At 41.9% G+C, this 23,490-nt stretch carries 21 protein-coding genes; 15 read left to right on the forward strand and 6 right to left on the reverse strand.

Annotation, left to right across the window (positions count from 1 at the left end; all coding sequences use genetic code 11):
* Positions 1 to 25 precede the first annotated feature (25 nt).
* Positions 26 to 1,447, reverse strand: a complete 1,422-nt coding sequence (locus V7K45_RS02485) for an aspartate ammonia-lyase (RefSeq protein WP_335000038.1) — start codon at positions 1,445 to 1,447, stop codon at positions 26 to 28.
* A gap of 130 nt (positions 1,448 to 1,577) precedes the next feature.
* Here V7K45_RS02485 and pgsA point away from each other — a divergent pair, with 130 nt between their 5' ends.
* The gene (pgsA, locus tag V7K45_RS02490) at positions 1,578 to 2,114 is read left to right on the forward strand and encodes a CDP-diacylglycerol--glycerol-3-phosphate 3-phosphatidyltransferase (RefSeq protein ID WP_335000042.1); all 537 of its coding nucleotides are present in this window, start codon (positions 1,578 to 1,580) and stop codon (positions 2,112 to 2,114) included.
* 214 nt (positions 2,115 to 2,328) lie between these two features.
* Here pgsA and V7K45_RS02495 read toward each other — a convergent pair whose 3' ends face one another.
* Both V7K45_RS02495 and V7K45_RS02500 read right to left on the reverse strand, forming a co-directional pair.
* The gene (locus V7K45_RS02495) at positions 2,329 to 3,204 is read right to left on the reverse strand and encodes an SMP-30/gluconolactonase/LRE family protein (protein ID WP_335000044.1); all 876 of its coding nucleotides are present in this window, start codon (positions 3,202 to 3,204) and stop codon (positions 2,329 to 2,331) included.
* Positions 3,205 to 3,315: 111 nt separating this feature from the next.
* Complete coding sequence (locus tag V7K45_RS02500; protein WP_335000046.1) at positions 3,316 to 3,921, reverse strand: SMI1/KNR4 family protein; 606 nt, start codon at positions 3,919 to 3,921, stop codon at positions 3,316 to 3,318.
* A gap of 81 nt (positions 3,922 to 4,002) precedes the next feature.
* On the opposite strand from V7K45_RS02500, the gene V7K45_RS02505 reads away from it, so the two are divergent.
* Positions 4,003 to 4,737, forward strand: a complete 735-nt coding sequence (locus V7K45_RS02505) for a Uma2 family endonuclease (protein ID WP_335000048.1) — start codon at positions 4,003 to 4,005, stop codon at positions 4,735 to 4,737.
* 43 nt (positions 4,738 to 4,780) lie between these two features.
* Here V7K45_RS02505 and V7K45_RS02510 read toward each other — a convergent pair whose 3' ends face one another.
* Positions 4,781 to 5,719, reverse strand: coding sequence for an NAD-dependent epimerase/dehydratase family protein (locus V7K45_RS02510; protein WP_335000050.1), 939 nt, complete (start codon positions 5,717 to 5,719; stop codon positions 4,781 to 4,783).
* A gap of 378 nt (positions 5,720 to 6,097) precedes the next feature.
* Here V7K45_RS02510 and V7K45_RS02515 point away from each other — a divergent pair, with 378 nt between their 5' ends.
* The 9 genes from V7K45_RS02515 to V7K45_RS02555 all read left to right on the forward strand — a co-directional run bounded on the left by V7K45_RS02515 (position 6,098) and on the right by V7K45_RS02555 (position 14,181).
* The gene (locus tag V7K45_RS02515) at positions 6,098 to 7,240 is read left to right on the forward strand and encodes a glycosyltransferase (protein ID WP_335000052.1); all 1,143 of its coding nucleotides are present in this window, start codon (positions 6,098 to 6,100) and stop codon (positions 7,238 to 7,240) included.
* A 111-nt stretch (positions 7,241 to 7,351) separates the two neighbouring features.
* Positions 7,352 to 8,107 carry a sugar transferase gene (locus V7K45_RS02520; protein WP_335000089.1) on the forward strand — a complete coding sequence of 252 codons (756 nt, stop codon included), beginning with the start codon at positions 7,352 to 7,354 and terminating at the stop codon, positions 8,105 to 8,107.
* A 471-nt stretch (positions 8,108 to 8,578) separates the two neighbouring features.
* The gene (gene gmd / locus V7K45_RS02525) at positions 8,579 to 9,658 is read left to right on the forward strand and encodes a GDP-mannose 4,6-dehydratase (RefSeq protein ID WP_335000054.1); all 1,080 of its coding nucleotides are present in this window, start codon (positions 8,579 to 8,581) and stop codon (positions 9,656 to 9,658) included.
* Between the two features lie 23 nt (positions 9,659 to 9,681).
* Complete coding sequence (locus V7K45_RS02530; RefSeq protein ID WP_335000056.1) at positions 9,682 to 10,626, forward strand: GDP-L-fucose synthase family protein; 945 nt, start codon at positions 9,682 to 9,684, stop codon at positions 10,624 to 10,626.
* A 67-nt stretch (positions 10,627 to 10,693) separates the two neighbouring features.
* A complete protein-coding gene (locus tag V7K45_RS02535; RefSeq protein WP_335000058.1) occupies positions 10,694 to 11,269 on the forward strand; it encodes a 5-formyltetrahydrofolate cyclo-ligase in 576 nt (191 codons plus the stop codon).
* Between the two features lie 38 nt (positions 11,270 to 11,307).
* Positions 11,308 to 12,318: a catalase family protein gene (locus V7K45_RS02540; protein WP_335000060.1), complete on the forward strand. Its 1,011-nt coding sequence runs from the start codon at positions 11,308 to 11,310 to the stop codon at positions 12,316 to 12,318.
* 254 nt (positions 12,319 to 12,572) lie between these two features.
* A complete protein-coding gene (locus V7K45_RS02545) occupies positions 12,573 to 12,836 on the forward strand; it encodes a hypothetical protein (RefSeq protein ID WP_335000062.1) in 264 nt (87 codons plus the stop codon).
* A gap of 120 nt (positions 12,837 to 12,956) precedes the next feature.
* A complete protein-coding gene (locus V7K45_RS02550; RefSeq protein WP_334901011.1) occupies positions 12,957 to 13,289 on the forward strand; it encodes a hypothetical protein in 333 nt (110 codons plus the stop codon).
* Between the two features lie 55 nt (positions 13,290 to 13,344).
* Positions 13,345 to 14,181: a carbohydrate ABC transporter permease gene (locus V7K45_RS02555; protein ID WP_335000064.1), complete on the forward strand. Its 837-nt coding sequence runs from the start codon at positions 13,345 to 13,347 to the stop codon at positions 14,179 to 14,181.
* Between the two features lie 87 nt (positions 14,182 to 14,268).
* Here V7K45_RS02555 and V7K45_RS02560 read toward each other — a convergent pair whose 3' ends face one another.
* Together V7K45_RS02560 and V7K45_RS02565 are read right to left on the reverse strand one after the other, a co-directional pair.
* On the reverse strand, positions 14,269 to 14,922 hold the full coding sequence (locus V7K45_RS02560) for a sugar transferase (RefSeq protein WP_335000066.1): 654 nt from the start codon (positions 14,920 to 14,922) through the stop codon (positions 14,269 to 14,271).
* A 355-nt stretch (positions 14,923 to 15,277) separates the two neighbouring features.
* A complete protein-coding gene (locus V7K45_RS02565; protein ID WP_335000068.1) occupies positions 15,278 to 19,351 on the reverse strand; it encodes a hypothetical protein in 4,074 nt (1,357 codons plus the stop codon).
* Between the two features lie 636 nt (positions 19,352 to 19,987).
* Between V7K45_RS02565 and V7K45_RS02570 the strand changes: the two genes are divergently transcribed.
* From V7K45_RS02570 to V7K45_RS02585, 4 genes are all read left to right on the forward strand, one after another.
* A complete protein-coding gene (locus tag V7K45_RS02570) occupies positions 19,988 to 20,689 on the forward strand; it encodes a Crp/Fnr family transcriptional regulator (RefSeq protein WP_094349203.1) in 702 nt (233 codons plus the stop codon).
* Positions 20,690 to 20,702: 13 nt separating this feature from the next.
* Positions 20,703 to 21,443 carry a DUF2232 domain-containing protein gene (locus V7K45_RS02575; RefSeq protein ID WP_335000070.1) on the forward strand — a complete coding sequence of 247 codons (741 nt, stop codon included), beginning with the start codon at positions 20,703 to 20,705 and terminating at the stop codon, positions 21,441 to 21,443.
* A 64-nt stretch (positions 21,444 to 21,507) separates the two neighbouring features.
* A complete protein-coding gene (locus V7K45_RS02580) occupies positions 21,508 to 22,770 on the forward strand; it encodes a nicotinate-nucleotide--dimethylbenzimidazole phosphoribosyltransferase (RefSeq protein WP_335000072.1) in 1,263 nt (420 codons plus the stop codon).
* A gap of 81 nt (positions 22,771 to 22,851) precedes the next feature.
* Entirely contained in the window at positions 22,852 to 23,418 is a 567-nt protein-coding gene (locus V7K45_RS02585) for a PEP-CTERM sorting domain-containing protein (RefSeq protein ID WP_335000074.1), read from the forward strand.
* Positions 23,419 to 23,490: the final 72 nt, after the last annotated feature.

A 23,490-nucleotide genomic window follows, 5' to 3' on the forward strand; every position in this document is an offset into this window, starting at 1 on the left:
CCAATGCCCAATTCCCCATAAACTATTATTCTGTTTTGAGCGGTAAGATACCACTCATTTGTTCTAGATTTAACACTGTGGCTAAATCTTTTTCACTCATTAATCCTCGTTCTAATACAATTTGCCGCAGAGATTTACCTGTTTCTAAAGATTCTTTGGCGACAGCTGCGGCATTTAAATAACCGATATGGGTATTTAGTGCGGTTACTAAAGCTAAACTGCCTTCGGCATAAGCTAAACAACGTTCCCGATTGGCAGTAATTCCCTCAATGCAGCGTTCGGTGAGTGCAGCGATGGTATTGCCGAGAATTTCGATACTGTGAATTAGGTTATAGGCAATTAGCGGCATCATCACATTTAATTCTAATTGTCCGGCTTGTGCGGCTAAAGCGATCGCACTATCGTAACCCATCACCTGAAAACACACCATTGATGTCATCTCTGCCATGACTGGGTTATATTTCCCTGGCATAATCGAGGAACCGGGTTGCACTGGAGGTAGTTGAATTTCTTTCAAGCCTGTTTTTGGCCCCGAATCCATCAGCCGTAAATCATGAGATATTTTGGCTAAATCCTGCGCTAAATTCCGCAACGCACCAGAAACATTCACAAATGGAGCCATACTTTGCATGGCTGCCATGAGATGGGGCGCAGGTTCTAATGGAGTATCAATCAATTCTGAAAGAACTTCTACCACACGGGCGCGATATAGAGGATGAGTATTTAATCCCGTACCGACTGCACTACCTCCTAAACCCAGCACCATCAAATCTCCAGAGGCTGTGTAAATCCGGTTTTGATGTTCTGTGAGAATTTGCGCCCATGCGCGAAAATTTTCGCCCAAACGCACGGGTACAGCGTCTTGTAAGTGGGTTCTGCCAGATTTGACAATATCTTGAAATTCTACAGCTTTGTTTTCTAAGGATGCGATCGCACCATCTATTGCTGGGTGTAATGTCTTAGATAATGCCAATAATCCACCAATGCGAATTGCAGTCGGAATCACATCATTGGTAGACTGCCCATAATTAACATGGTCATTCGGACTAACACGTTTGTAATTGCCCTTTTCTTCACCAAGTATTTCTAAGGCGCGATTTGCCAAAACTTCGTTGATATTCATGTGGTGGGATGTTCCAGCACCCGCCTGATAAACATCCACAACAAATTGATCGCGGAATTTTCCAGCTAAGATTTCATCAGTCGCTTGGACAATCGCCTGACTAATATCTTGGGGAATGCAATTTAGTTCTCCATTGACAATTGCTGTAGCTTTTTTAATTATTAAACCAGCATCTACGTAAGTATCTAAAGGCTTGATGCCGCTAATGGCGAAGTTTTCAATCGCCCGAAGCGTTTGAATTCCGTAATAAACGCTACTAGAAATTTGGCGATCGCCCATCGAATCGCGTTCGATGCGGAATTGAGAGTCTGTGTGTTCAGTCATAGTATTGTTTTAAGAGAGCTTCAGAAAACAGATTTTCCCACGCAGGCACACTCAGATACACTAATCTGCATATATTTTGCATATTTGCTTGGCTATTTGTTGCTTTACACTAATTAATTTTGAATTTTCAATGACTCTACCCAACTGGATTACCTTCTCTCGCCTTCTGGGTGTACCATTTCTGCTTTATGGCTTATACAACCCCACACCTCAAGCTAGATGGATATGTTTGGCGATTTTTATCATCGCTGCGTTAACTGATTGGTTAGATGGCTATTTGGCACGGAAACTCAACCAAATTAGTGAGTTGGGTAAATTTCTTGACCCTTTAGTGGATAAATTTTTGGTACTTGCGCCGTTGATGGTTTTTATTGAATTAGGAAAAGTCCCAGCTTGGGGAGTGTTTTTGATTTTAGCGCGAGAATTAGCGATCGCTGGTTGGCGGGTGAATCAAACAACAATTACCGGAGCGAATATTTGGGGTAAACTCAAAACTGTTAGTCAAATAGTCGCGATCGCACTTCTGATTGCACCACTACCTGAAGTGTGGCAAACTCCCTCTTTGATTGCCTTTTGGATTTCTGTTGCCTTGACTTTGATCTCTGGAGCAATTTATTTAATACCACAAAACCCAACTAGTGAAAATACACCGTTAGGTACAAAGTGAACTCAAAAAAAGCTGTATGGAACTGATGTTTATTATTTAAAATTCCCTGATTAAAACTTTGCCTAAATTCGTAGCAAATAGACTCAAAAAAACTTTGCGTTCCTCTGCGCTAGACTCTGCGCCCCTACCCTTCGGGAAGGCGTTCGCGTAGCGTCTCGTAGAGAAGCGCCTATGCGTTTAAACTTAAACCCTCAATCCGCACACAGATACTACTTTATTTCTCAAAATCATAGCTAGGTAATCCAGTAACATCAGTTTGGAGAGCAAACAAATCACCTGAGTAGAAACTTTTTTCTATCTCCGCTTGGCTGAGTCCAACTGAAGCGGTGGTAATGTAGAGTGTTTGCAAATCTTCGCCGCCAAAAGTGCAACTGGTTGGTAATTGCACTGGTAAATTTATCCGCAATATCTCCTCACCCTTAGGGTTGAAACGAATCACACACCAACCATCCCACATAGCTGACCAAATATTTCCTTGACTATCTATCGTCAACCCATCTGGGTAGAAAGATTCATGAGTTAAATCAACAAAAATCCGGCGATTAGTAATGCAACCTGTTACTAAGTCAAAGTCGTAAGCATATATCTTTTTGTGAGGAGAATCACTCAAATAAAAAGTTTTTTGATCGGGACTCCAACCCAGACCATTAGAGATCGTCAATCCTGTTTCAATGATATGTAATGAACCGTCACGATCGTAGCGATAGAGGCTAGCCTGGGGTTTTTCCAAAGAACACATTGAGCCGATCCAAAAGCGACCTTGAGGGTCACATTTGCCATCATTGAGACGGTTATCTGCAAAATTTCCTTCAATCTCCAAAATAGGAGTAACTTCACCTGTCTGGGTGTTGAGGAATGCCAGGTGATGACGCAGCGCCATAATTAATCTATCTTTACCTGCTGTTGCGATCGCACCTACTGCATCTCCCACATCAAAAAACAAGTCTTTCCCTGTAGCAGGATTGAACTGATGTACGCGATGGTTGTAGATATCAACCCAGTAAATTACGTTTTGGGTAGCATCCCAGATGGGGCCTTCACCTAAACGGGCCCTGGCTCCTAGAACATTGTGGAGTGGATATTGTCCCATAAGTAGTTAATTTAAATATTAAATAAAGTATACATCTTTACCCAATGTCAACTCAATCTCTACTATTAAGTTCTTGGTTTAACTTATAACAAATGGATTTTATGCGTTTTTTCATTCTTTTGATTCTAAATCATTTTGATAATAATAATTCGGGTTGAAATTTACTATAATTTTTTCTTCCAAATCATAATTACATTCCAGATATCTATCTTCATCCAAAAAATAAGCATTTTGTTTATAGCATTCAGTAACTATTAAAATAAAATCTTTAATACTTTGACAAATTATATATATAACATCATCTTTAGGAATCCATACAACTGATTGATTGTCTGGCAAAGTTCTGACGCAATAGTAATCACCTCCGCTACCGCGTAAAAAAGGAATCATATCTGGTTGCCATCCCCAACAGTCTGGATCTTTATGTACGCTATGCAAAAGATTTATAACACTATCTACTTTATCAATTTCGATTAAATCGTATCCAGGAAGTAAATCTGTAGGAAAATCAAAATTATTAGGACGTTCAAAACAACATCCTTTAACACATGAATATATAGCGATTAAACCTTCAGAAATTGGATGAGTTGTAATGCTATTCTGAATTTCATTATCGAGTAAACCTTCTTTTAAAACAGCAATGTATCCAGGTCTTTGATTTTCAATAATTTCTAGAAGATTTCTGAAATATTGTTGAATATTTTCGCGCTCATTCATTTTCAAAAATTTGTCTTTTGATTTTTGCCAAACTTTTATCGCGATCCGTTAACTTAAAATTAGTCGGTCAGGATTCCCCTTATGTACCAAACAGACCCGCCTCGTCCTCCAAAAGAAACCCTACCAACAATGTACGATCTTCCCAGTGAATACCCAGAGGACTCTGGTTTGCCTGACGAATTTCACCTTTTTCAGCCCCAACTTCTGCGCGAAACCTTCTGTCCACCTAACTATCCAGCAGAGGAGGTATTTGTTGCCAGTGACTTAAACCTTTACTATGACCTTCGCCATACACTATGGTACAAACGCCCAGACTGGTTTGCTGCTGTGGGAGTTTCGCGTCTCTACGAACAGCAAAACTTGCGTCTGAGTTATGTTATCTGGCAAGAAGGGGTCGCTCCTTTTGTAGTGGTAGAATTGCTTTCTCCCGGCACTGAAAAAGAAGACTTAGGACAAACTCTGCGGGAAATTAACCAACCGCCGACCAAATGGGAAGTTTATGAGCGGATTTTGCGAGTTCCTTACTACATTGTTTTTGATCGTTACACTGACAAACTCCAAGTATTCCAATTAGTTGCAGATCGTTACAACGAATTGGACTTGAGTACCCAACGGGTGTGGATGCCAGGTTTAGAACTGGGCTTAGGGCTTTGGCAAGGTTCTTACCAAGGAATTGAGCGGTTATGGCTACGTTGGTATGATGCAAGTGAGAATTGGCTTCCCACGCCCCTAGAAAAACTAGAGCGAGAAAGTCAACGTGCTAACAGATTAGCAGCACAACTGCGAGAGTTACGTGTTAACCCTGATGAGTTATGAAGATGCGAGGGGCATATCGCTGTCTACCCTTAAAAATTTTTACTTACAAAGCTTGTAAAATTTCCTCATCTACAGAGAAATCAACATCAGCTTTGTCCTTCGCATTAGCCAAATAATCATTTTCCAGAGAATCTTGTAACCCAGAAATCAAATCATATTCAGGATGCCAGTTTAATTCTGTTTGCGCTTTATTCACCGAAGCAAAGAAATGCTGCACTCGCATCGGAAAAGCTTTGCGTTTGCCGAAATCAAACTTTTTCGGGTCGTAATGGACAATTTTGATAGCATCAGGTGATTTACCAGCCGCAACAGCGCTAGCACGGGCTAAACCATCGAAAGTGACAAAGCGATCGCCTGAGATATTATAAATCTGCCCTATGGCTTGTTTATTGCCCAAAACTTGGGTCAAAGCTTTTGCCAAATCTTTGACATGACCTAGCTGTGTGATATGCAAGCCATTTCCGGGGATGGGAATGGGACGATCGCGTACAATTCTGTCAAAAAACCAGCCTTCTAACTCATTATAATTACGCGGCCCGTAAATATAAGTAGGACGAATAGAAGTAAAAGGTAATCCTAATTGAGTCAGGTAAGCTTCTGTTTCATGTTTACCTTTATGGCGACTTTTGGGATCTACCGGATCACCTTCTACATGGGGCAATTGATCGGATTTGAGATACACACCCGCAGAACTCATATACACAAAATGTTGCACTCGGTCTTGAAAAATTTCTGCTAGTGGTTGAGTATCAGTAAGTTCTCGCCCGTTATTGTCAAAAATGACATCAAAGTTTTCTTGTGATAATTTTGCTTTTAATTGAGTAGCATCTGTGCGATCGCCTATAATTTGTCCTACTCCCTGTAAAGAAGGTGCTGGACGATTCCCGCGATTGAACAGCACCACCTCGTGTCCTTGTTCCACTAGTAGTTGAGTCAAATAAACACCAATGAACCGAGTACCACCCATAATCAGAATTCGCATAAATTCACCCTTTCTATATCAGTTGTCATCAAGGGAGTAAGGACTTGGAACTAGGGAAACAAAAAGGACAAGGAGAATAACTCATCCCCAATGACAGCAGTTGCTCCACTTGGGGAGACCCCATCGCCCTTGGCGTCTCCCCTTCTCCCAAAGGGAGAGGCTAGCGCCAAGGGAGAAGACCGCACTGCCTCCCCAATGTCCAATGCCCCATTCCCAATCTGAGATTATCAGGTTGCCGCATGCATCTGGAACCTCTTAGAGAAAGATTCCGTCTTATGTGCTAATCTGGGGCGCTTCCCATTAATTAATCACAAGGGGAAACTTTTCAGTTAACGTCATCAAGTTAGCCTTTGTATTTTCCACTTATTCAAGTTAGCTGTGCCCTTGAAATATGCTCTGGTTCATGAGTGGCTGACACCCAAAGCCACAGGTGGTTCAGAACTCGTTGTCCGAGAAATCTTGAATCACATTGATGCTGATTTGTATGCTCTCATAGATTTTGAATCCAGCAATAGAGAAAGTTATTTATACAAGCGTCAAATTGGCAAGACGTTTCTCCAGAACTTTCCCTATGCCTGCAACGGTATACAAAAATACTTACCTTTGTGGCCTTTGGCAATTGAACAACTTGATTTGCGGCATTATGATGTCATTCTGTCTTCATCCCATGCTGTTGCCAAAGGAATCCTTACCACTCCCGAACAGATGCATATTTGCTACTGTCACAGCCCTATGCGCTATGCCTGGGACTTGACCTTTGATTATCTGCGCCACAGCAAACTGGGTAGTGGTTTACCTGGCTGGGTGACGCGATATTTATTACATCGTTTACGCCAGTGGGATGTATTGAGTGCCAATCGCGTTGATTATTTCATTGCCAACTCACAGCATACAGCTCGGCGGATTTGGCGTTGCTATCGGCGAGAAGCAACAGTCATTTATCCACCAGTGAATATTGCAGAATTTCCGTTTCTATCTGAGAAAGAGGACTTTTACCTGACAGTTTCCCGGTTAGTGAGTTACAAGCAAATATCGTTGATTGTCAAGGCTTTTAATCAACTAAAACGACCATTAGTAGTCATTGGTACAGGAGATGAAATGAACAAGATTCGCGAGATGGCAAACTCAAATATCCAAATACTCGGCTGGCAACCCGATAATGTGGTAAAAAAATATATGTCTAAGGCTAAGGCGTTTGTGTATGCAGCTTGTGAAGATTTTGGTATTGCCCTAGTGGAAGCACAAGCCTGCGGCACGCCAGTAATTGCTTATGGTGCAGGGGGTGCTTTAGAAACAGTGCGAGATATTCGCTCTGGTGCGGATACAGGGACAGGTATATTTTTCAAGACGCAAACAGAGGCGGCTTTGGTGGAGGCAGTAGAAAAGTTTGAAATGTATGAGGGTTCGTTCAATTCCGAGTATATGCGATCGCACGCCGCGCAGTTTTCACCGCAAATCTTTGCAGATCGTTATCTAGATTTTGTAAACAAGTGCAACGAAAAAAGACCATTTTTGCAATGATGGTCTTGATTAACGTCTGATTTTTTTAGGCTTTTGGCAATTTTCCCCAGAAGCATCTCATTTTGGCTTTAATATTGGGACTATGTGTGGTGTGGATTATTAAGGAGTATGATGACTGCCCAGAGCTCACTCCTCTCCGGCAAGCGAGGCGTTAGGCAAGACACTAGATCGTCTACGCGTTTCTTAAAACGCGGTCAAAAAACAAAGACGCCAAAAGTTAAGCCCAAAGGTTTATCTTTTCAGGGTTTAAACGGAGAGTTTGCCAAACGACTGTTCGATATAGTGTTTTCGCTGTCGGTATTAATTTTGTTCTTCCCCGTCTACTTAATTTTGACCTTGCTGATTGCCTTTAGCTCAGAAGGCCCAATTTTTTATGTCCAGGAACGGGTAGGGAAAAATTACAAAGCGTTTAATTGTATTAAATTCCGAACAATGGTAAGCAATGCAGACGAAATCCTCATGCAAATGATGGAAACATCGCCTGAATTGCGACAAGAATTTGAGAGCAGTTTTAAGCTGAAACAAGACCCCCGGATTACCAAAATTGGTCGATTTTTGCGAATTACTAGCTTAGACGAATTTCCCCAGTTCTGGAACGTTTTAAAAGGGGACATGAGTGTAGTCGGTCCACGACCTTTGGTAGCAGAAGAACTGCCAAAATACGGTTCTCACATTGACGATATTTTAACAATCCGTCCAGGAATTACTGGTTTGTGGCAGGTATCTGGGCGTAATGACATTCCCTATCCTCGGAGAGTGCAAATAGACCTGCATTATGTCAAATTTAGAAATTTCTGGCTTGATTTATGGATCATCTTGAAAACTGTTGATGTGGTAATTCTACCCAAAAATAACGGCGCATACTGAGTAACTACTTAGGGTAGATTCTGTGGGGCAGTTAATGCCCCTAAGTATAATTTTCCCCTCAAACTAAAGGATTGCTCATTTTTGTTTCTATAATTTGTGCTTTTCTACTTAATTGAGACTTCTGTGAGTGTGGCTTTTTGGCACTTTTGCCAGAAGTCTAATTTAAAATTGCTATTTTATTGAGTCTTCATAAAACTAGAGAGATATGAAGTTTTGGCAAAAAACAACATACATAAAAAATATTGATCTATCTGGTAAAAGAAAATATACATAATTCATTAAATAATTTTGAGCTATCTAATGCTGGATTTACGTGCTAAATTACTTTTTCTTAAGTATATTTATTTACGGAAAAAGTCTCATAACAACAAGAACTCGTAGGTTTCCCATTAGGCAATTCAGCAATTAGTTGCTAGGTTGTATAAGATTGGCTGTAAATTTTTAATCAAAGACAATAAGGGATAATTGAGTATGACGCAACAGAAGCGAGCGTTGATTACTGGTATTACTGGACAAGATGGTTCATATCTAAGTGAGTTTTTGTTGGAACAAGGTTATGAAGTTCATGGCATCATTCGCCGGACTTCAACCTTCAACACAGACCGTATCGATCATATTTACGAAGATCCCCACAAAGAGGGAGTACGGTTGTTTCTTCACTACGGCGACTTGACGGATGGTACAACGTTACGACGTATTTTAGAAGAAGTAAAGCCAGTAGAAATTTACAACCTCGGCGCTCAATCCCACGTCAGAGTCAGCTTTGATTCACCAGAATATACAGTAGATGCAGTCGGAATGGGGACATTGCGTCTGTTGGAAGCTATTCGAGACTACCAGCATCGTACCGGAATTCAGGTGCGATTTTACCAGGCGGGTTCTTCAGAAATGTACGGTTTAGTACAAGCAATACCTCAAACTGAGACAACGCCCTTTTATCCCCGCAGTCCCTATGCCTGTGCGAAAGTTTACGCTCACTGGCAAACTGTAAATTATCGTGAATCTTATAATTTATTTGCTTGTAACGGTATACTTTTTAACCACGAGTCACCACGGCGGGGTGAAACCTTTGTAACCCGCAAAATTACTAGAGCGGTGGCTAGTATTGTTGCTGGGAAGCAGAAAAAGATTTACATGGGTAATCTAGATGCCAAGCGAGATTGGGGCTATGCGAAGGATTACGTCAAAGCAATGTGGTTGATGTTGCAGAAAGACCAGCCAGACGATTACGTAATTGCTACTGGTGAAACCCACTCGGTACGAGAGTTTTTGGAACTGGCATTTAGTTATGTGAATCTTAATTGGCAAGATTATGTAGAGTTTGATGAGCGTTACCTGCGTCCATCTGAGGTAGAGTTGTTGATTGGCGATTCTACCAAAGCACGGCAGAATTTGGGCTGGGCACCATCAGTAACCTTTGAAGAACTAGTTTCCCTAATGGTAGAAGCAGACTTACAAGCATTGGGTCATACTTCACCCAATGGAAAAGGTTCGCAATTTCCAGATGATATTGCGACTATTCGTCAAACACTGGGCGCTTTGCACTTCTGATTCGGCATCACAGAGGATAAAATATGACCGCCTTAGAACTAAAAAATAAACGCATTCTAGTCACTGGTGGGTCGGGGTTTCTAGGCCGTCAGGTGATAGATCAACTGTGTAAAGCAGGAGCCGATCGCGAGAAAATTACAATACCGCGATCGCGCGATCGCGATTTGCGTGTTTGGGAAAATAGCCAATTTGCAGTTGACCAGCAAGACATAATCATACATCTAGCAGCTCATGTCGGTGGTATCGGTTTGAACCGCGAAAAACCCGCAGAGCTATTCTACGATAACTTGATCATGGGAACCCAGCTAATTCATGCTGCTTACCAAGCTGGAGTAGAAAAATTCGTTTGTGTTGGCACAATCTGTGCATATCCTAAATTCACTCCAGTGCCATTCAAAGAAGACGATCTTTGGAATGGCTACCCAGAGGAAACTAATGCCCCTTACGGAATTGCAAAAAAAGCACTTTTAGTTCAATTGCAATCTTACCGTCAGCAGTACGGTTTTAATGGGATTTACCTACTGCCAGTAAATTTATATGGTCCAGAAGATAACTTTGACCCTGGAAGTTCTCACGTCATTCCAGCATTAGTTCGCAAAGTTCACGAAGCCCAAATTAATGCAGAAAAGCAACTTGCAGTTTGGGGTGATGGCAGTCCTACCCGTGAGTTTCTCTATTCAGAAGATGCAGCGCGGGGGATTGTGATGGGGACTCAATTCTATAACGAATCGGAACCAGTTAACTTGGGAACTGGTTATGAAATCTCCATTCTTGATTTAGTAACTCTAATCTGCAAATTGATGGAGTTTAAGGGGGAAATTGTGTGGCAAACTGATAAGCCTAATGGTCAACCCCGCCGCTGTTTAGATACTGAACGGGCCAAGCAAGCCTTTAATTTCACGGCTCAGGTAAGCTTTGAAGAAGGGCTAAAGAATACCATTGAGTGGTATCGTCAACACGCTGCATAACAATGTTTTGGTAAATGTAAAGCGATACAAGCTGGGTGATGCCCAGCTTATTTTTTTGACTATTTTTATGGACAAAGTTAATCATCAGCTAAATAAAGTAGAACTGCGCCGCACTCTACTCAAAACACGTCAATCAATGTCTGTTGGAGAATGGAGAGATAAAAGCGATCGCATTAACTCTCATTTACAAAACTCTACTTTGTTTACCCAAGCAAAAACAATACTCGCTTATTTCAGCTTTCGCCAAGAACCTGACCTCAGTCCCCTATTTACAAACACCAAATACCGTTGGGGATTTCCTCGCTGCGTTGAGAAATCCTTATGTTGGCATATTTGGACACCGAATGATTCTGTCCAAAGCGGCCCCTATGGCATTACTGAACCACACCCCGACGCTCCAATCTTAGATGCTGCGGAAGTAGATTTGATTCTCGTACCCAGTGTAGCTTGCGACTATCAAGGATATCGTTTGGGTTATGGCGGGGGATATTACGATCGCTTGCTCAGTTTACCGCAGTGGCAGACAAAGCCAACTATCGGAATTGTCTTTGATTTTGCCTATTTGTCCCAAATACCGATTGAACCTTGGGATAAACCACTACAAGCTATTTGTACGGAAACCGGATTGACTCGAAAAGGTTGAAGGATTCAGGATAATGAAGACATCTCATGAAATATTTTATGACTAACCCAATGTCATCTACCACTGAGCAAGAAGCAATAATCGACGATATTATCGCAACGAGCCTCCAAGCTCAACAAAAAAACGGCCCAGACCTCCGTCAAATTCATAGCAAAAGTCATGGACTGCTTTGGGGAGAGTTTATTATTGAACCTAATCTTTCTGAAGACCTGAGAGTAGGCTTGTTCAAAACGCCCCAAACCTATCCTGCGTGGATTCGGTTCTCTAGCGGTGGTTCGCCTCAAAAGCGTGGTCAATTCAACTCCGATAGCCAGCCTGATGTTCGCGGTATCGCCATTAAGGTGATGAATGTGGACGGGCAAAAAGTCCTGGATGATGAAGAAAAAACCCAAGATTTTATACTTAACAATTATCCTATTTTCTTGACTAAAGACGTTCGTGATTACGCCGATCTTTCCCAAGCAGGTAGTGGAAAACTTAGCCCAGAACGGCTAGAAGAACTTGGTTATGCCTTTGCTATCTTGCAAAAAATTGGTAGCAAAAAGGTAGGAAATCCACTTTTGATTCAATATTGGAGCATGGCTCCGTTTAAATTTGGTGAGCGGATTGTAAAATTATCTGTCAAATCTCAACAGCCTGAACAGCCACCAGAAACACTTCCAGAATCAGAAAATTACCTCCGAGAAACACTGGTAAAATATTTGACGGAAGAAGGTAGAGAAGCTTCTTTTGACTTCCTAATTCAGTTTTATGTAGATGATGACAAAACGCCGATTGAAGACCACATTCAGGAATGGCAAGAAGCAGATTCACCGTTTATTAAAGTTGCAACTGTCCGCATTCCCAGTCAGAAATTTGACTTTGAAGAACGCAAACGCTTAGATGAAGGTATATTGTTTTCCCCTTGGCATACACTGCTAGAGCATGAGCCTGTTGGAAGTGTGAATCTCTCTCGCAAGAGGCTTTACAGCGAACTTGCAAAGTACCGGCGAGAACAAATTGCCCAACGTTCGCGGGAACCACAACCTTATGTAGCAGTTGAAGATTAACTACTGTGAATTGGCTTCAAACTGTAAGATGAACTTTTGAAAGCTGTGTGTACAACATCGGACTTTCTACCAATTAATCTAGTTAGTAAAAAGTGAAATACCAAGATTACCCACTTATTTTAAAAGTTAGTAATCTTGGTTTAATAAATAGTTGTATGACTGCTGTAGATAGTTTTTCTGAAACTAATGGCTCCTAAATATGATAAATATTTAATTTGTGCAACATAATGCCTTTTATAAATTGGAGAAAAACTATGAATAACGATAATGAACTAACTGAAAATTTGAACAAAATGTTGGCCGAATCCGTCGAAAGAGAATCTGTTATTAAGTTTTTAAGATTGAGTAATTATTCAAAAGCCGAATCAATTGTAATTTTAAAAAATGCTTTGGGTATTTGTCTTCTCGAAGCACAAGATATCATTCACAACAGTCAAACATGGAGTGATGTAAAAGAATATGACGCAAAACTCATCAACGACTTCTTTGATTTTTTGGAAGGATTAGGGAGTTCATAAATTGAAGAGATTTAATTATATTAATATGTGAAAAATTCTATAATAGAATTAGGTGAATTTATTTAAGCACATTTTTAATAATAGATTAGAATAAAATTAAGCAAATTCTTAAGTAAAGCCATGTCTGACTCAGTTCAGTATGTCACTAACGCAGAGGGGAAAAAAGTTGGAGTACTGTTAGATTTAGAAACTTATCAACAGCTAACTAACTTATCTGTAGATTCGGAATTATTGATTGGTTTAAATCTAGATGAGTTGCAAGCTTTGGCAGAAAGTTATTTATCTCCTAAAGCTCAGATACAATTACAGGAATTATTAGTTAAAAATTCTGACAATGATTTGTCAGATGACAAAACTGAAACCTTAGACAGATTATTGGCCCAGGTTGACCAATTAAATATTCTTAAAACTAGAGCTAGATATACCTTAAATATTTTTCAAAATAAACAGTAACTAGCGTGAGTGTTTACATTCCTGTTGAATTACAAAATAAAATTTGCAAAATCAAATGCTGAACTGGAAAAAATCACGATCGCAGATTCTGCTAATGTATGCGCTATTGGGAGCGATCGCACTTTTGATGCTCTTTCCTTTACTATGGCTAATTAGCACATCCTTGAAATCGCCGACGGAAAATATTTTTCAGTCGCCGCCACAGTTGCTACCCAGTCAACCGACACTAAATAACTTCTCTAGTGTGTGGAACTCTCTACCTTTTGGACAATACCTGTATAACAGTACTTTGGTATCAGTACTGACTGTGGGCTTAAATCTGCTGTTTTGCGCTTTAGCTGCTTATCCGTTGGCAAGATTGTCGTTTATAGGGCGAGACTGGATTTTTGTAGCGATCGTCTCTACGATTATGATTCCCTTCCAAATCGTGATGATTCCCCTCTATATTTTGACAGTCCAGATGGGTTTGAGAAATACTTATTTAGGGATGATTTTTCCGAGTTTAGCTTCTGCTTTTGGTATTTTTCTACTACGCCAAGCTTTCATGAGTGTCCCCAAAGAAATAGAAGAAGCCGCCCGGATGGATGGCAGCTCGGAGTTAGGATTATGGTGGCATATTATGTTACCAGCAGTTCGCCCAGCACTGGTAACTTTAGCTATTTTTGTATTTATTGGTGCTTGGAGTGACTTTTTGTGGCCTTTAATTGTCATCCAAGACGAAAATTTATACACTCTTCCTTTGGGAGTCGCCAAGCTAGCAGGTACATTTTCTCTTGACTGGCGGTTGGTAGCTGCTGGCTCAGTGATTGCGATCGCTCCAGTATTATTACTATTTTTGTTTTTACAACGTTACATTGTACCTACAGAAACAGGTAGCGGCGTTAAGGGTTGAAAAAAGAATTCAGAAGTCAGAACAAGAAAGTGGTAGATGAGGGAGATGAGGGAGAAATAATTAGTGCCCAATGCCCAATACCCTAATTTAATAAGCCCCAGTCTTTTTCAAGACTACCCAGATAGTTTTAATAATTAGACTCAGGTCATAAGTTACAGACCACTTGCGTTGATAATCTATATCCATTTTGACAATGGTTTCAAAGTCTGTAATACTGGAACGTCCATTAGCTTGCCATTCTCCAGTAATGCCTGGTTTGACTCGCAATCTATCCCAGTGGTGTGGATCGTAATTGCTGACTTCATCAGGAGTAGGTGGACGAGTACCAACTAAACTCATGTCCCCGATTAGAACATTCCAAAATTGAGGGAATTCATCCAAGCTAGTACGCCGCAAAAATTTCCCAACAGGAGTAATGCGAGGATCGTCAACAGATTTAAAAATGTGACCTTTGGCTTGGTTCTCAACCAAATGCTTGAGTTTATCAGCATCGACTATCATGGAGCGGAATTTCCAGATGCGGAAAGTTTTTCCGTTTAAACCACAGCGAATTTGGGAATAAAATATTGGACTTGGCTCATGAATAAAGGTAGCAATTGCTACGGGAATTGCTATCATAAATGTAACAATCAGCCCCACAATTGCTCCAACAATGTCAATTAATCGTTTTCTCACGCTTAAAGTTGACGGGTGTGAAGGCTGTTGCAAACAATTAACTGAATAAAGATAAAGATTATTCACAAGGGCTAACTTAGTTTTATAACAGGAATTTTTACATTAGTAGTGTAGACATAGACATGATTGTTGGGCGATTTTTACTACTGTTGTCCTTACTACCGAGTGTTAATATACACAAATTTTAGCCGATGTAAAAACCAAAAACCAAAAATTTACAGAATCTTTCAATTCAAGTGATAGATTGTAAATTTACGGTATTTTATTCATCTAATAGCAAAGATACTACTATCGTACAGAACCGAAAAATTACTGTCCTGAAGTATTAGTACTAATAGTACTTTGCAAAATTCCAAATGCTTACATTATAAGCATTTGGAATTTTGAGTAGTATTCTTATTTCTAGCGCGATCTACTAGTCTCAACGATCGACCTCTAAGGCAAAATTCACCGTATATGGTTCCTCTAGTGATTGCTGATTACTAGCCTTAATTGCATCTAAATAGCGACGTAAAGATAACAATTGTTGAGAATTGGGACGATAAGTGAGACTTCCTTGTTTTTCAAAAAGTGGTGCTGTGGCGATCGCCTGATAGTCAGGATTTTCTTGCGAACTCTGGGTAAGCCAGGTTGATTCTGTGACTGAAGGTATCAAACCGGAAGGCAGTTCACCTTCCAAAAAAGCCAGCAGCCGTTGCTGACAAATGCGAGTATTGATCCCACGACCCTCAAATAACTGGATAACTTCACCGAAAGATAAAGGACGGTCTGGTAGCAATCGCAATAATTCTGTAAACAAGAAATAATCAGTGTATTGTTGCCTGGGTATATCTAAAATCTGGGGATGCAGAGGCAGCATCGCCAAACCATAAGCAACCCGACTGCAATTAGGAGCGCCGTTTTCGCCGAGATATAAATCTTGAATAATCTTAGTGCTGGGAAGTTTTTGCCGTAACCAGCGGTTCACCGTTCCGATACAAGCCACTCCACCAGTCAGGATAGCTTGATTAATGGCTTCTGTTGGGATGCCACGAGCTACCAATAACTTGTTGAGTTCTCGGTTCAGGCGGCGGACAAAGGGAATAAATACCTGGCTTTCTAAGTCTCGTCGCTGCAAAACCCACCGCTGATCGGCTAATTCCAGGGTAAAAGAGTCTTGGTGTTGCAAAATCAGCTTTAGGGCTAATGCCGCATCTAATACCGCCTGTCCTAGCAGAGAACTTTCTAGACGCTGTTGGAGACGAATGCGAGCGGTGATATCTGGTTCTCCGACTCTAGGTAGTTCTAATTCTTCCAACCCTAAAGTCTGCCAACGCATTTGGTCTAAACCGGGAATTGAGGGTTGCCATTGCCAAGGATTACTCGTGGTAGTTTTGCGATCGCTTGGTGTTTCTAGGCGTGATTGCCGAGATTTCGGTGGCAATAGCAGTTGGCAAATTATATCTTGTTCAATACCCTTGCCAGCATAAGCAAAACTGTGGAGCATGAAATCACTGTATGTCAATTGCTGCAAGGTTTCTGGTATATTCACCAGCAACATTTCTGTGGCAGTTGTTCCAATGTTAATCACAAGGGTGTTGCCAACAATGGGATGTTCGCTAGTTTTTGCTGGATGATTACCTTGAGCATCGCTTAGTTTTACTTGCTCGCCGTTAACAGCATCAAGTTCTGGGAGTAGACTAGCGATCGCTTCTTCAACAAAAAATACTTGCTGCGGATGTTGAATAAGTTTGCTAGTGAGTAAAGCTTCCCGCACGTTAAAGCGGTATTGTTCCGACCAGCTAGATGGACAGGTACAAATTACACCAGCAATATTATTAATAATCTGGGGAAAATCTTGTTGGCCGATCCCAACAGCAGCAGCCATTAAACTAGGGGTGGTACTTGTTTTTTCGGATTTGAGGGTCAATAGTAATTTAGAGAGCGATCGCACAACCCAAATCAAAGGCCCTGCCGAAAATTCGTTTAATTGCAAAACAGGTTCCCATTTCTGTCGTTCGCTCTTGTAGGGAATGGCTACTTGTAAGTAAGGCTTCAACTGCGCCGAGTAGAGATTATTTTTCGTCGGATCTGCTGTCGATTTTGGTGTTCCAGAAGTGGTAGCCGAGCGATCGGGTGCTTTATCTTGGGCAACAGCCGCAGGTGCTGTCTGCTCATGTGCCTCGATAGTTTCGTTTTCACCGTGGGGTACAGAAGCTGTAGGGAGATAAACCTCTGTTGGTAAACGAAACGATTGCTGAAAGGAACTTGTTCCCGGCGGATTTTCTGCTGACCAGTAGATAGGATGTACAACAAAAATCGAGCGATTTAATAATGCGGCGGAAATTCCTGTTGTACCTAAATCAATTCCTAAGTACCAGACTGATTCTAGAATATTGGATGAAACTTCTGGATTATTTATAGAGTTGGTAATTGGAGGTAAAGAACTTTCTGGAACAGGAGTTGTGACTTCCTTTTTTTCAGTTTCTACCTGGGGAACTGCCAAACTGGAGAAAGCAGCAGTTGATATATTCTCTGCTATTTGGGGATTTTCAGGGGAAGTTGTGGCGATTGTGTCTTGAATGTTATCAAGTGGTTCTGAGAAAACATCCAAGTTGCGATCTGGCTGCGACTCCGAATTTAGCTGCCGATCGAAATTAGCCAAATCCCGATCTAATTGCTGCAACTGTTCTTCATCTAAAGAAATATCTGGTACGGCTGGAGACTGGTTTGACTCAATAGAAAGTAAGTTTTCTTGGGGTGAAGCAGCAATGTAGTTATCTGAAAACAGTTCGGAGCGATCGTTGTTAATTAATACTTCTGATGTGGTGATATCTTCGCTAGGCTCTGCCAACGCAATTTCTGGTACTTCTGGTGTCACTGGTGCTGTGGTTATGGCATCATCCACAAAAGATGAGACTTCCAACAGTTGCAGTTCATTATTGTCATCAGGCAATAGGTCAGTTGCTGTAGTTGTGGCATTATCCACAGAAGATGAGACTTCCAGCAATTGCAGTTCACTATCGGCATCAGGCAATAAGTCAGTTAGGGTATTAATTGTATCAACGCTATCTGGCTGAGTGCCGACTTGTGGCAAACTATCTATTTGTGGAGTAGAGAAGCTAAGAGGTGAATCTAGATCAGTATCTTCTTCAAAAAATAGTTCTTCCTGTGGCTCTGATGAATCTGTGGTTTCGCCTAAAGTCTCTTGGATTGAAAAACCCGTATCCGGTGTCACAACCGCAGAATCCACGATTGGAGAGACAGGCGGGGTCTGGGCGATATTCAACGGATATGGAGAGGCTGTGGAAGCAGATAATTCATTTGTGGGAACATCGAGGCTGGGATTGTTAACATCACCAGCATCAAACAAACTGGCGTAAAGTTGGTCTACTTCATCACCAATTGCCGCAGAAATATCTTCTGGTAATTCGGTCGAGGTTTGGGAATATTCAGATGAGTCTACACCAAGCTGCAACAGCACTGCATCTAGATCCTCCGTGAGGGTAGTTTCCTGTTGCTCAATTGCGAGTGGAGATGAAGTTTCTGGCTGTATAAGCTCCAAGGATTGGGACGCAACTCCAGCAGCAATCTTGGCTGGTTCAGTCAATGATAGTAGTGTCTCAGATTCTCCTCCCAGCAAAGATGACTGCGAACTAGGGGATTCTTGTTGCAAATGCTGGGTCAAATTGTTGACAAAGCTGGCCATCAGCTGTTCGCCTTGCATCCCCTTGCTATGCATTCTTGCCAGTGCTTGGGACAGGGATTCGTAATAAGTATTAATGTTGCGCTGGAGTGCTTCAAAGACTACATTCACCGTCCCATCTAGTGATAATAGGCGTCGATCCAACTCCCTAGCTAGCTGGGTTAAGCGCTCCACATCGTCAGAGGATTCTAATAAAGATTGAGTTGCAGAGTTTGCGTAATTAATTCCTCCTGAAGAACTGGCGGAATTTTCCCTTGTCTGTCCAAGCATTGGTGTTAAAGTTGGCACAAGGCGACTCATGAGTACCTGTAAAAACTCGGTAATCATTTGCTCTTGGTTTGTCAACTGCTGCGCTAAGGAGTAGTTTTGCAAACGCTTTTGCTCTAGTTGCCGAATTTCTTGTATGAGAGTGGCTCGCTCTTGCAAAAGCAATTCTAATTCCGATCGCAACGGCTGAATCAATTTCGAAAATTCATTACTTAATTGTCCGGCGCCAACAGTACTCGGTTCCTGACTGAGTTCGGGCTGCGGTAGTGGATACTGATTATAATCGCGATCGATAAATTTTGTTAACAAAGGCGATGGCTGCGCCAAGGGCGTTGGCGGTTCTTCAGAAGACTGATTTGGAATACCGCTCTCTAATGCTTCTTTTTCTTGTAACCTCACCAAGAAGTCGCGAATTCGCTCTAAAACTTCCTTAGGCTCTTGCGCCTGACCAGACAGAAATCTAGACAGGCGCTTGCCACCACTGGCAAGTAAGTTGTCAATGTCTGCGATCAGCTTTTGAATTTCATCTGTACTAAAAGTCACTTTGATTACCTTACTTAGAAATGTATGTCAACGAATATGACAATTAATTTACAATCACTGTATCCCTATGGCGATCTTGCTACGCGCAGCGTCGACCATAGGAAAAATTTTGAGTGGCAAAAGCCGCTACTTGGAATTGTGACTAGTCATTATGTTATGGATTACTGTGAGTCGTGGCAATCTTCAATCATCGAAGAAAACAAGAAAAAAAGTTTCTCTTTGTCCCCCCATCTCCTTGTCTCCCTCTCTCCTTGTGTCCTCTTCAGACAGCCTTTGCTCGAAAAGCTTAATTTTGCAGGTCATTAGTTGCCTATTTTTGAAAATCGCTAAAATATCTGAGCAATAATTTACTCCCTTTAGTATCATTAATGTTGTTTGCCTATATTCATAACTAATCAGGTTTGCAGTGCAGCTAGCCCCTAAGCAATCCAACCGCAGGCTATAAACTACTTTTTGCAAAACTTTTACCCCGTTTAAACTTATAGGTAAAGATTATTTAGAAAAACTTCTTGTCGCTTTCTTGTGTAGCATAGTTTAGTTTTTTCTTGGAAAGGGAGCTGTGCAATGATAGCTTAGGCTACAAATGGCGCTCCTGTTTTTTGTGTGTACATAGCAGCTTGAATTAAAAATGTCGTAATGGAAGATCGATATAGCTTGCAAGCACAGGCTAATTCCTGGATGATCGCCTCCGCTCCCTTTTTTCAAGGGTTGCCAGAAACTGCTGTGGAATCAGCCCTCACCCATCTCGTTACCCGCACTCACCCAGCCAATCAGGTGATTCTGCTGGAAAATGACTGGGGTGGTTCTGTGTATTTTATTATGGACGGATGGGTAAAAATCCGCACATACAATCTGGAAGGAAAAGAGGTAACGCTGAATATTATTGGCAAAGGTGAATTGTTTGGTGAAATGGCGGCGCTAGATGAAGCACCTCGATCCACCGATGTGATTACCTTGGCCCCAACGGTAATTGGTAGTATGCCTGCTCAGGATTTTGTCAAATTACTTCAGATAGAACCCTTGGCGGGAGTTCGATTGGCGCAACTAATGGCACGACGTTTGCGGCAAGTAAATCGCCGATTGCGGTTGCGGGAATCTGATAGCCAGTCAAGGGTAGCAGATACGTTGTTATTTTTGGCAGAAGGACAGGGAAAAAAAGGGCAAACTGGAACCGAAATCCCCAATTTACCTCATCGGGAATTGAGTAGTTTGAGCGGACTGGCGCGGGAAACGGTGACACGAGTATTGACAAGGCTAGAAAAAAAAGGCTTGATTAAACGGGATCAAGACACTATTTGTATTCCCGATTTGTCAGCCTTAGAAAGAATGATCGTTTAAAAACTTGTCAGACATGAGTATTTTAGATTCTCTCCCAGATCAACCGGAGGAAGATCCATCCTCTGAATCTCCAACTCCTCAGAATCATTGGTTAGATAAAGAACAGCAGTTAATGCCTCCTCAAATCAAAGCTGATGCGCCCTTGAGGATGGTGGAAACGGCATTTTTAGCCAGTACCGCTAGCTTAATTTGGTTTATTAATTTTTACTTTCCTTTGGGCCCAGTTTTGCGGATATTTTTTCCGGTGCCGATCGCTCTAGTTTATCTGCGTTGGGGCAAACGTGCGGCATGGATGGCAGCACTCACCTCTGGGTTACTGCTGACGGTACTGATGGGGCCAGCCCGCAGTTTGCTGTTTGTCATGCCCTACGGGTTCATGGGCGTTCTTTTGGGCGCTACGTGGTGTCGTCGTCGTCTTCCCTGGATTGTTTCTATCACCTTGGGTACGCTGTTGGGTACTTTAGGAGTCTTTTTTAGGCTGTGGTTGCTGTCTGTTTTGTCGGGTGAAGACCTGTGGATTTATGTGATTACCCAGGTGACTGAGTTCATTGAGTGGGTATTTTTTAACTTGAGTTTGTTGACGAGTCCCAGTGTATTTTTGATTCAAGTGGGAGCGATCGCTCTTATTATACTCAACAACCTGATCTACCTTTTTGTAGTACACCTAGCAGCATGGTTGCTTTTTGACCGCCTGGGCAACCCCATTCCCCGCCCACCACACTGGGTACAAGTTCTCATGGATTATGAAGGATAAATTATTTGTCATTTGTCATTTGTCATTGGTTAAATGATGAGTCCTAACTAATAACCAATGTTCCATGCCCAATTCCCAAATTAGTATTTATACTCAAAAAGAACTAGGTGAACAATGGCTGCGGAGGTATCGTGGTTGTTTACCAGTATTTGCTTGTGTTTTAGGATTTACTGAAACTGGTTTAATTCCAGGGATTTCAGCAGCTGGTCGCACTCCAGAGGATCGGAAATATACTGCTTGTGCTGATGCCGAGTTTTTGTATTACGGCCCAGAACATAAAGCCCAATATCCCCTACCACCATTGGCGGCTGGGGCTTCACCTGTGCTGATCTCTCGCGCTGTATTTGAGTCACTAAAGATACCAATTCATTTATTTAATGCTGGTTTACCCCAAGCTCCTGCCGTGCCAGTAATTGATTTGGGTGGCGCTCCTGCTAAGTGTTTAAGTGGAGGTGCTGCGATGGAAATTACAACAGTACACCACTTGTTTGAACAAGGACTACTTTGGGGAGAACGCCTAGCTGCCAATATCCAACAGGAGTATCTGATTCTCGGTGAGTGCGTCGTCGGAGGTACTACAACTGCTCTGGCAATATTAACTGGTTTAGGTATAGATGCTGCCGGAAAAGTTAACAGTAGCCATCCTGTTTGTAACCACGCGCAAAAGTGGGCACTAGTGCAAGCTGGACTGGAGAAGATGAGGGGGAGCAGGGAGCAGGGGAGGCAGGGGGAGCAGGGGGAGATAAACTTCCAATCTCAAATCCAAAATCCAAAACTTGTACTGAGCGAAGTCGTTGGCGCAGCCTCTCGTAGAGAAGTATCTAAAATCCAAAATTCTGTAGATCCGCTAAAACTCGTAGCCGCTGTAGGCGATCCGATGCAAGTGGTGGTAGCTGGGATGGCGATCGCTGCTAGCCGTAGTTGTGGTGTAATGCTGGCTGGAGGAACGCAAATGCTGGCGGTTTATGCTTTGATGAGTGCGATCGCTCAAGCTTACGCCTTATCATGGCAACCAGAAGCAGTAGTTGTCGGCACAACCCGCTGGGTGGCTGAAGATTCTACTGGCGGTACAGTTGACTTAGCTCTCAACTTAGGAAAAAACAGCTTAACTCCGAGTGGAGGAACTCCTTCTTTATTAGCAACTTATCTGAGCTTTGCTGATTCTCGTTATCCCCAACTGAGAGCTTATGAGCAGGGCTTTGTAAAAGAAGGTATGGGCGCTGGAGCCGCTTGTATAGCCGCCCATCTTAGCCAAGATTGGCAGCAACACCAACTTTTGGCAGCCATTGAAGCCCAACTAGAACGGCTAAGTATTGCCTTGAACTAAAGATTAAAGTCGTTCCTCTCCGAGTTGGAGAGTGCTATATACAATTTTGTTTACCTTTTAGTTTTTCAGGATAATTATCTGATGAAATTAGTCAAAAATCTTGGTATTGCTACCGCCAGTGCTGTTATAGGTCTCACTGCTGTTGGTGCATCTTTTCCTGCCCAAGCTGTACAGCTATTTGATTTTCAGTACTCTTTTCCCAGTTATGAAGCAAATGGTACAGCGATTTCCGCTAGCGGCACCCTTACAACCACCGATCTAGATCCGATAAAAAATAGTTACACTATCACAGGAATAACTGGGACAAGGACAGCCCAAGGAATTACTAAGACAATTATCGGACTGCTTTCACCCACTACATACGGAACCAATGATAATCTTTTAAATACAACTACGCCGCTGCTAACCCAGAACGGTTTTTCTTACCTGGTTTCTGGAAGCGGGGAAGACGGAAATGGCAATGTTAACGTATTTTACAGTAGTTTAAATGAAGGTTATTCAGAGCTTTCTAGCAATGTAGATTATGGAAGTTTTAGTGTTGTCACTCCACGTCCTGTTCCCGAACCCTACACAGTAGGTGGCTTATTGATTGCTATTGGTTTTGGCTGGTGGACAAAGCGAAAGCAAGCGCTAGCTTCCCAGAAGTAGCCTCATAAAGGTATGTATCTGTAAGGTTTACAGTGCATTTCCGATCTAGATTGCGTTATACTTGCCATCTTA

This window comes from Nostoc sp. (assembly GCF_036917375.1).
Lineage (GTDB): Bacteria > Cyanobacteriota > Cyanobacteriia > Cyanobacteriales > Nostocaceae > Nostoc.

What these genes read in the sequence shown, in the direction of transcription:
- V7K45_RS02485 (WP_335000038.1), bottom strand. Translation starts at nt 1,447, where the DNA reads ATGACTGAACACACAGACTCTCAATTCCGCATCGAACGCGATTCGATG.
- pgsA (WP_335000042.1), top strand. Translation starts at nt 1,578, where the DNA reads ATGACTCTACCCAACTGGATTACCTTCTCTCGCCTTCTGGGTGTACCA.
- V7K45_RS02495 (WP_335000044.1), bottom strand. Translation starts at nt 3,204, where the DNA reads ATGGGACAATATCCACTCCACAATGTTCTAGGAGCCAGGGCCCGTTTA.
- V7K45_RS02500 (WP_335000046.1), bottom strand. Translation starts at nt 3,921, where the DNA reads ATGAATGAGCGCGAAAATATTCAACAATATTTCAGAAATCTTCTAGAA.
- V7K45_RS02505 (WP_335000048.1), top strand. Translation starts at nt 4,003, where the DNA reads ATGTACCAAACAGACCCGCCTCGTCCTCCAAAAGAAACCCTACCAACA.
- V7K45_RS02510 (WP_335000050.1), bottom strand. Translation starts at nt 5,719, where the DNA reads ATGCGAATTCTGATTATGGGTGGTACTCGGTTCATTGGTGTTTATTTG.
- V7K45_RS02520 (WP_335000089.1), top strand. Translation starts at nt 7,352, where the DNA reads ATGACTGCCCAGAGCTCACTCCTCTCCGGCAAGCGAGGCGTTAGGCAA.
- gmd (WP_335000054.1), top strand. Translation starts at nt 8,579, where the DNA reads ATGACGCAACAGAAGCGAGCGTTGATTACTGGTATTACTGGACAAGAT.
- V7K45_RS02530 (WP_335000056.1), top strand. Translation starts at nt 9,682, where the DNA reads ATGACCGCCTTAGAACTAAAAAATAAACGCATTCTAGTCACTGGTGGG.
- V7K45_RS02535 (WP_335000058.1), top strand. Translation starts at nt 10,694, where the DNA reads ATGGACAAAGTTAATCATCAGCTAAATAAAGTAGAACTGCGCCGCACT.
- V7K45_RS02540 (WP_335000060.1), top strand. Translation starts at nt 11,308, where the DNA reads ATGACTAACCCAATGTCATCTACCACTGAGCAAGAAGCAATAATCGAC.
- V7K45_RS02545 (WP_335000062.1), top strand. Translation starts at nt 12,573, where the DNA reads ATGAATAACGATAATGAACTAACTGAAAATTTGAACAAAATGTTGGCC.
- V7K45_RS02550 (WP_334901011.1), top strand. Translation starts at nt 12,957, where the DNA reads ATGTCTGACTCAGTTCAGTATGTCACTAACGCAGAGGGGAAAAAAGTT.
- V7K45_RS02555 (WP_335000064.1), top strand. Translation starts at nt 13,345, where the DNA reads ATGCTGAACTGGAAAAAATCACGATCGCAGATTCTGCTAATGTATGCG.
- V7K45_RS02570 (WP_094349203.1), top strand. Translation starts at nt 19,988, where the DNA reads ATGGAAGATCGATATAGCTTGCAAGCACAGGCTAATTCCTGGATGATC.
- V7K45_RS02575 (WP_335000070.1), top strand. Translation starts at nt 20,703, where the DNA reads ATGAGTATTTTAGATTCTCTCCCAGATCAACCGGAGGAAGATCCATCC.
- V7K45_RS02580 (WP_335000072.1), top strand. Translation starts at nt 21,508, where the DNA reads ATGCCCAATTCCCAAATTAGTATTTATACTCAAAAAGAACTAGGTGAA.
- V7K45_RS02585 (WP_335000074.1), top strand. Translation starts at nt 22,852, where the DNA reads ATGAAATTAGTCAAAAATCTTGGTATTGCTACCGCCAGTGCTGTTATA.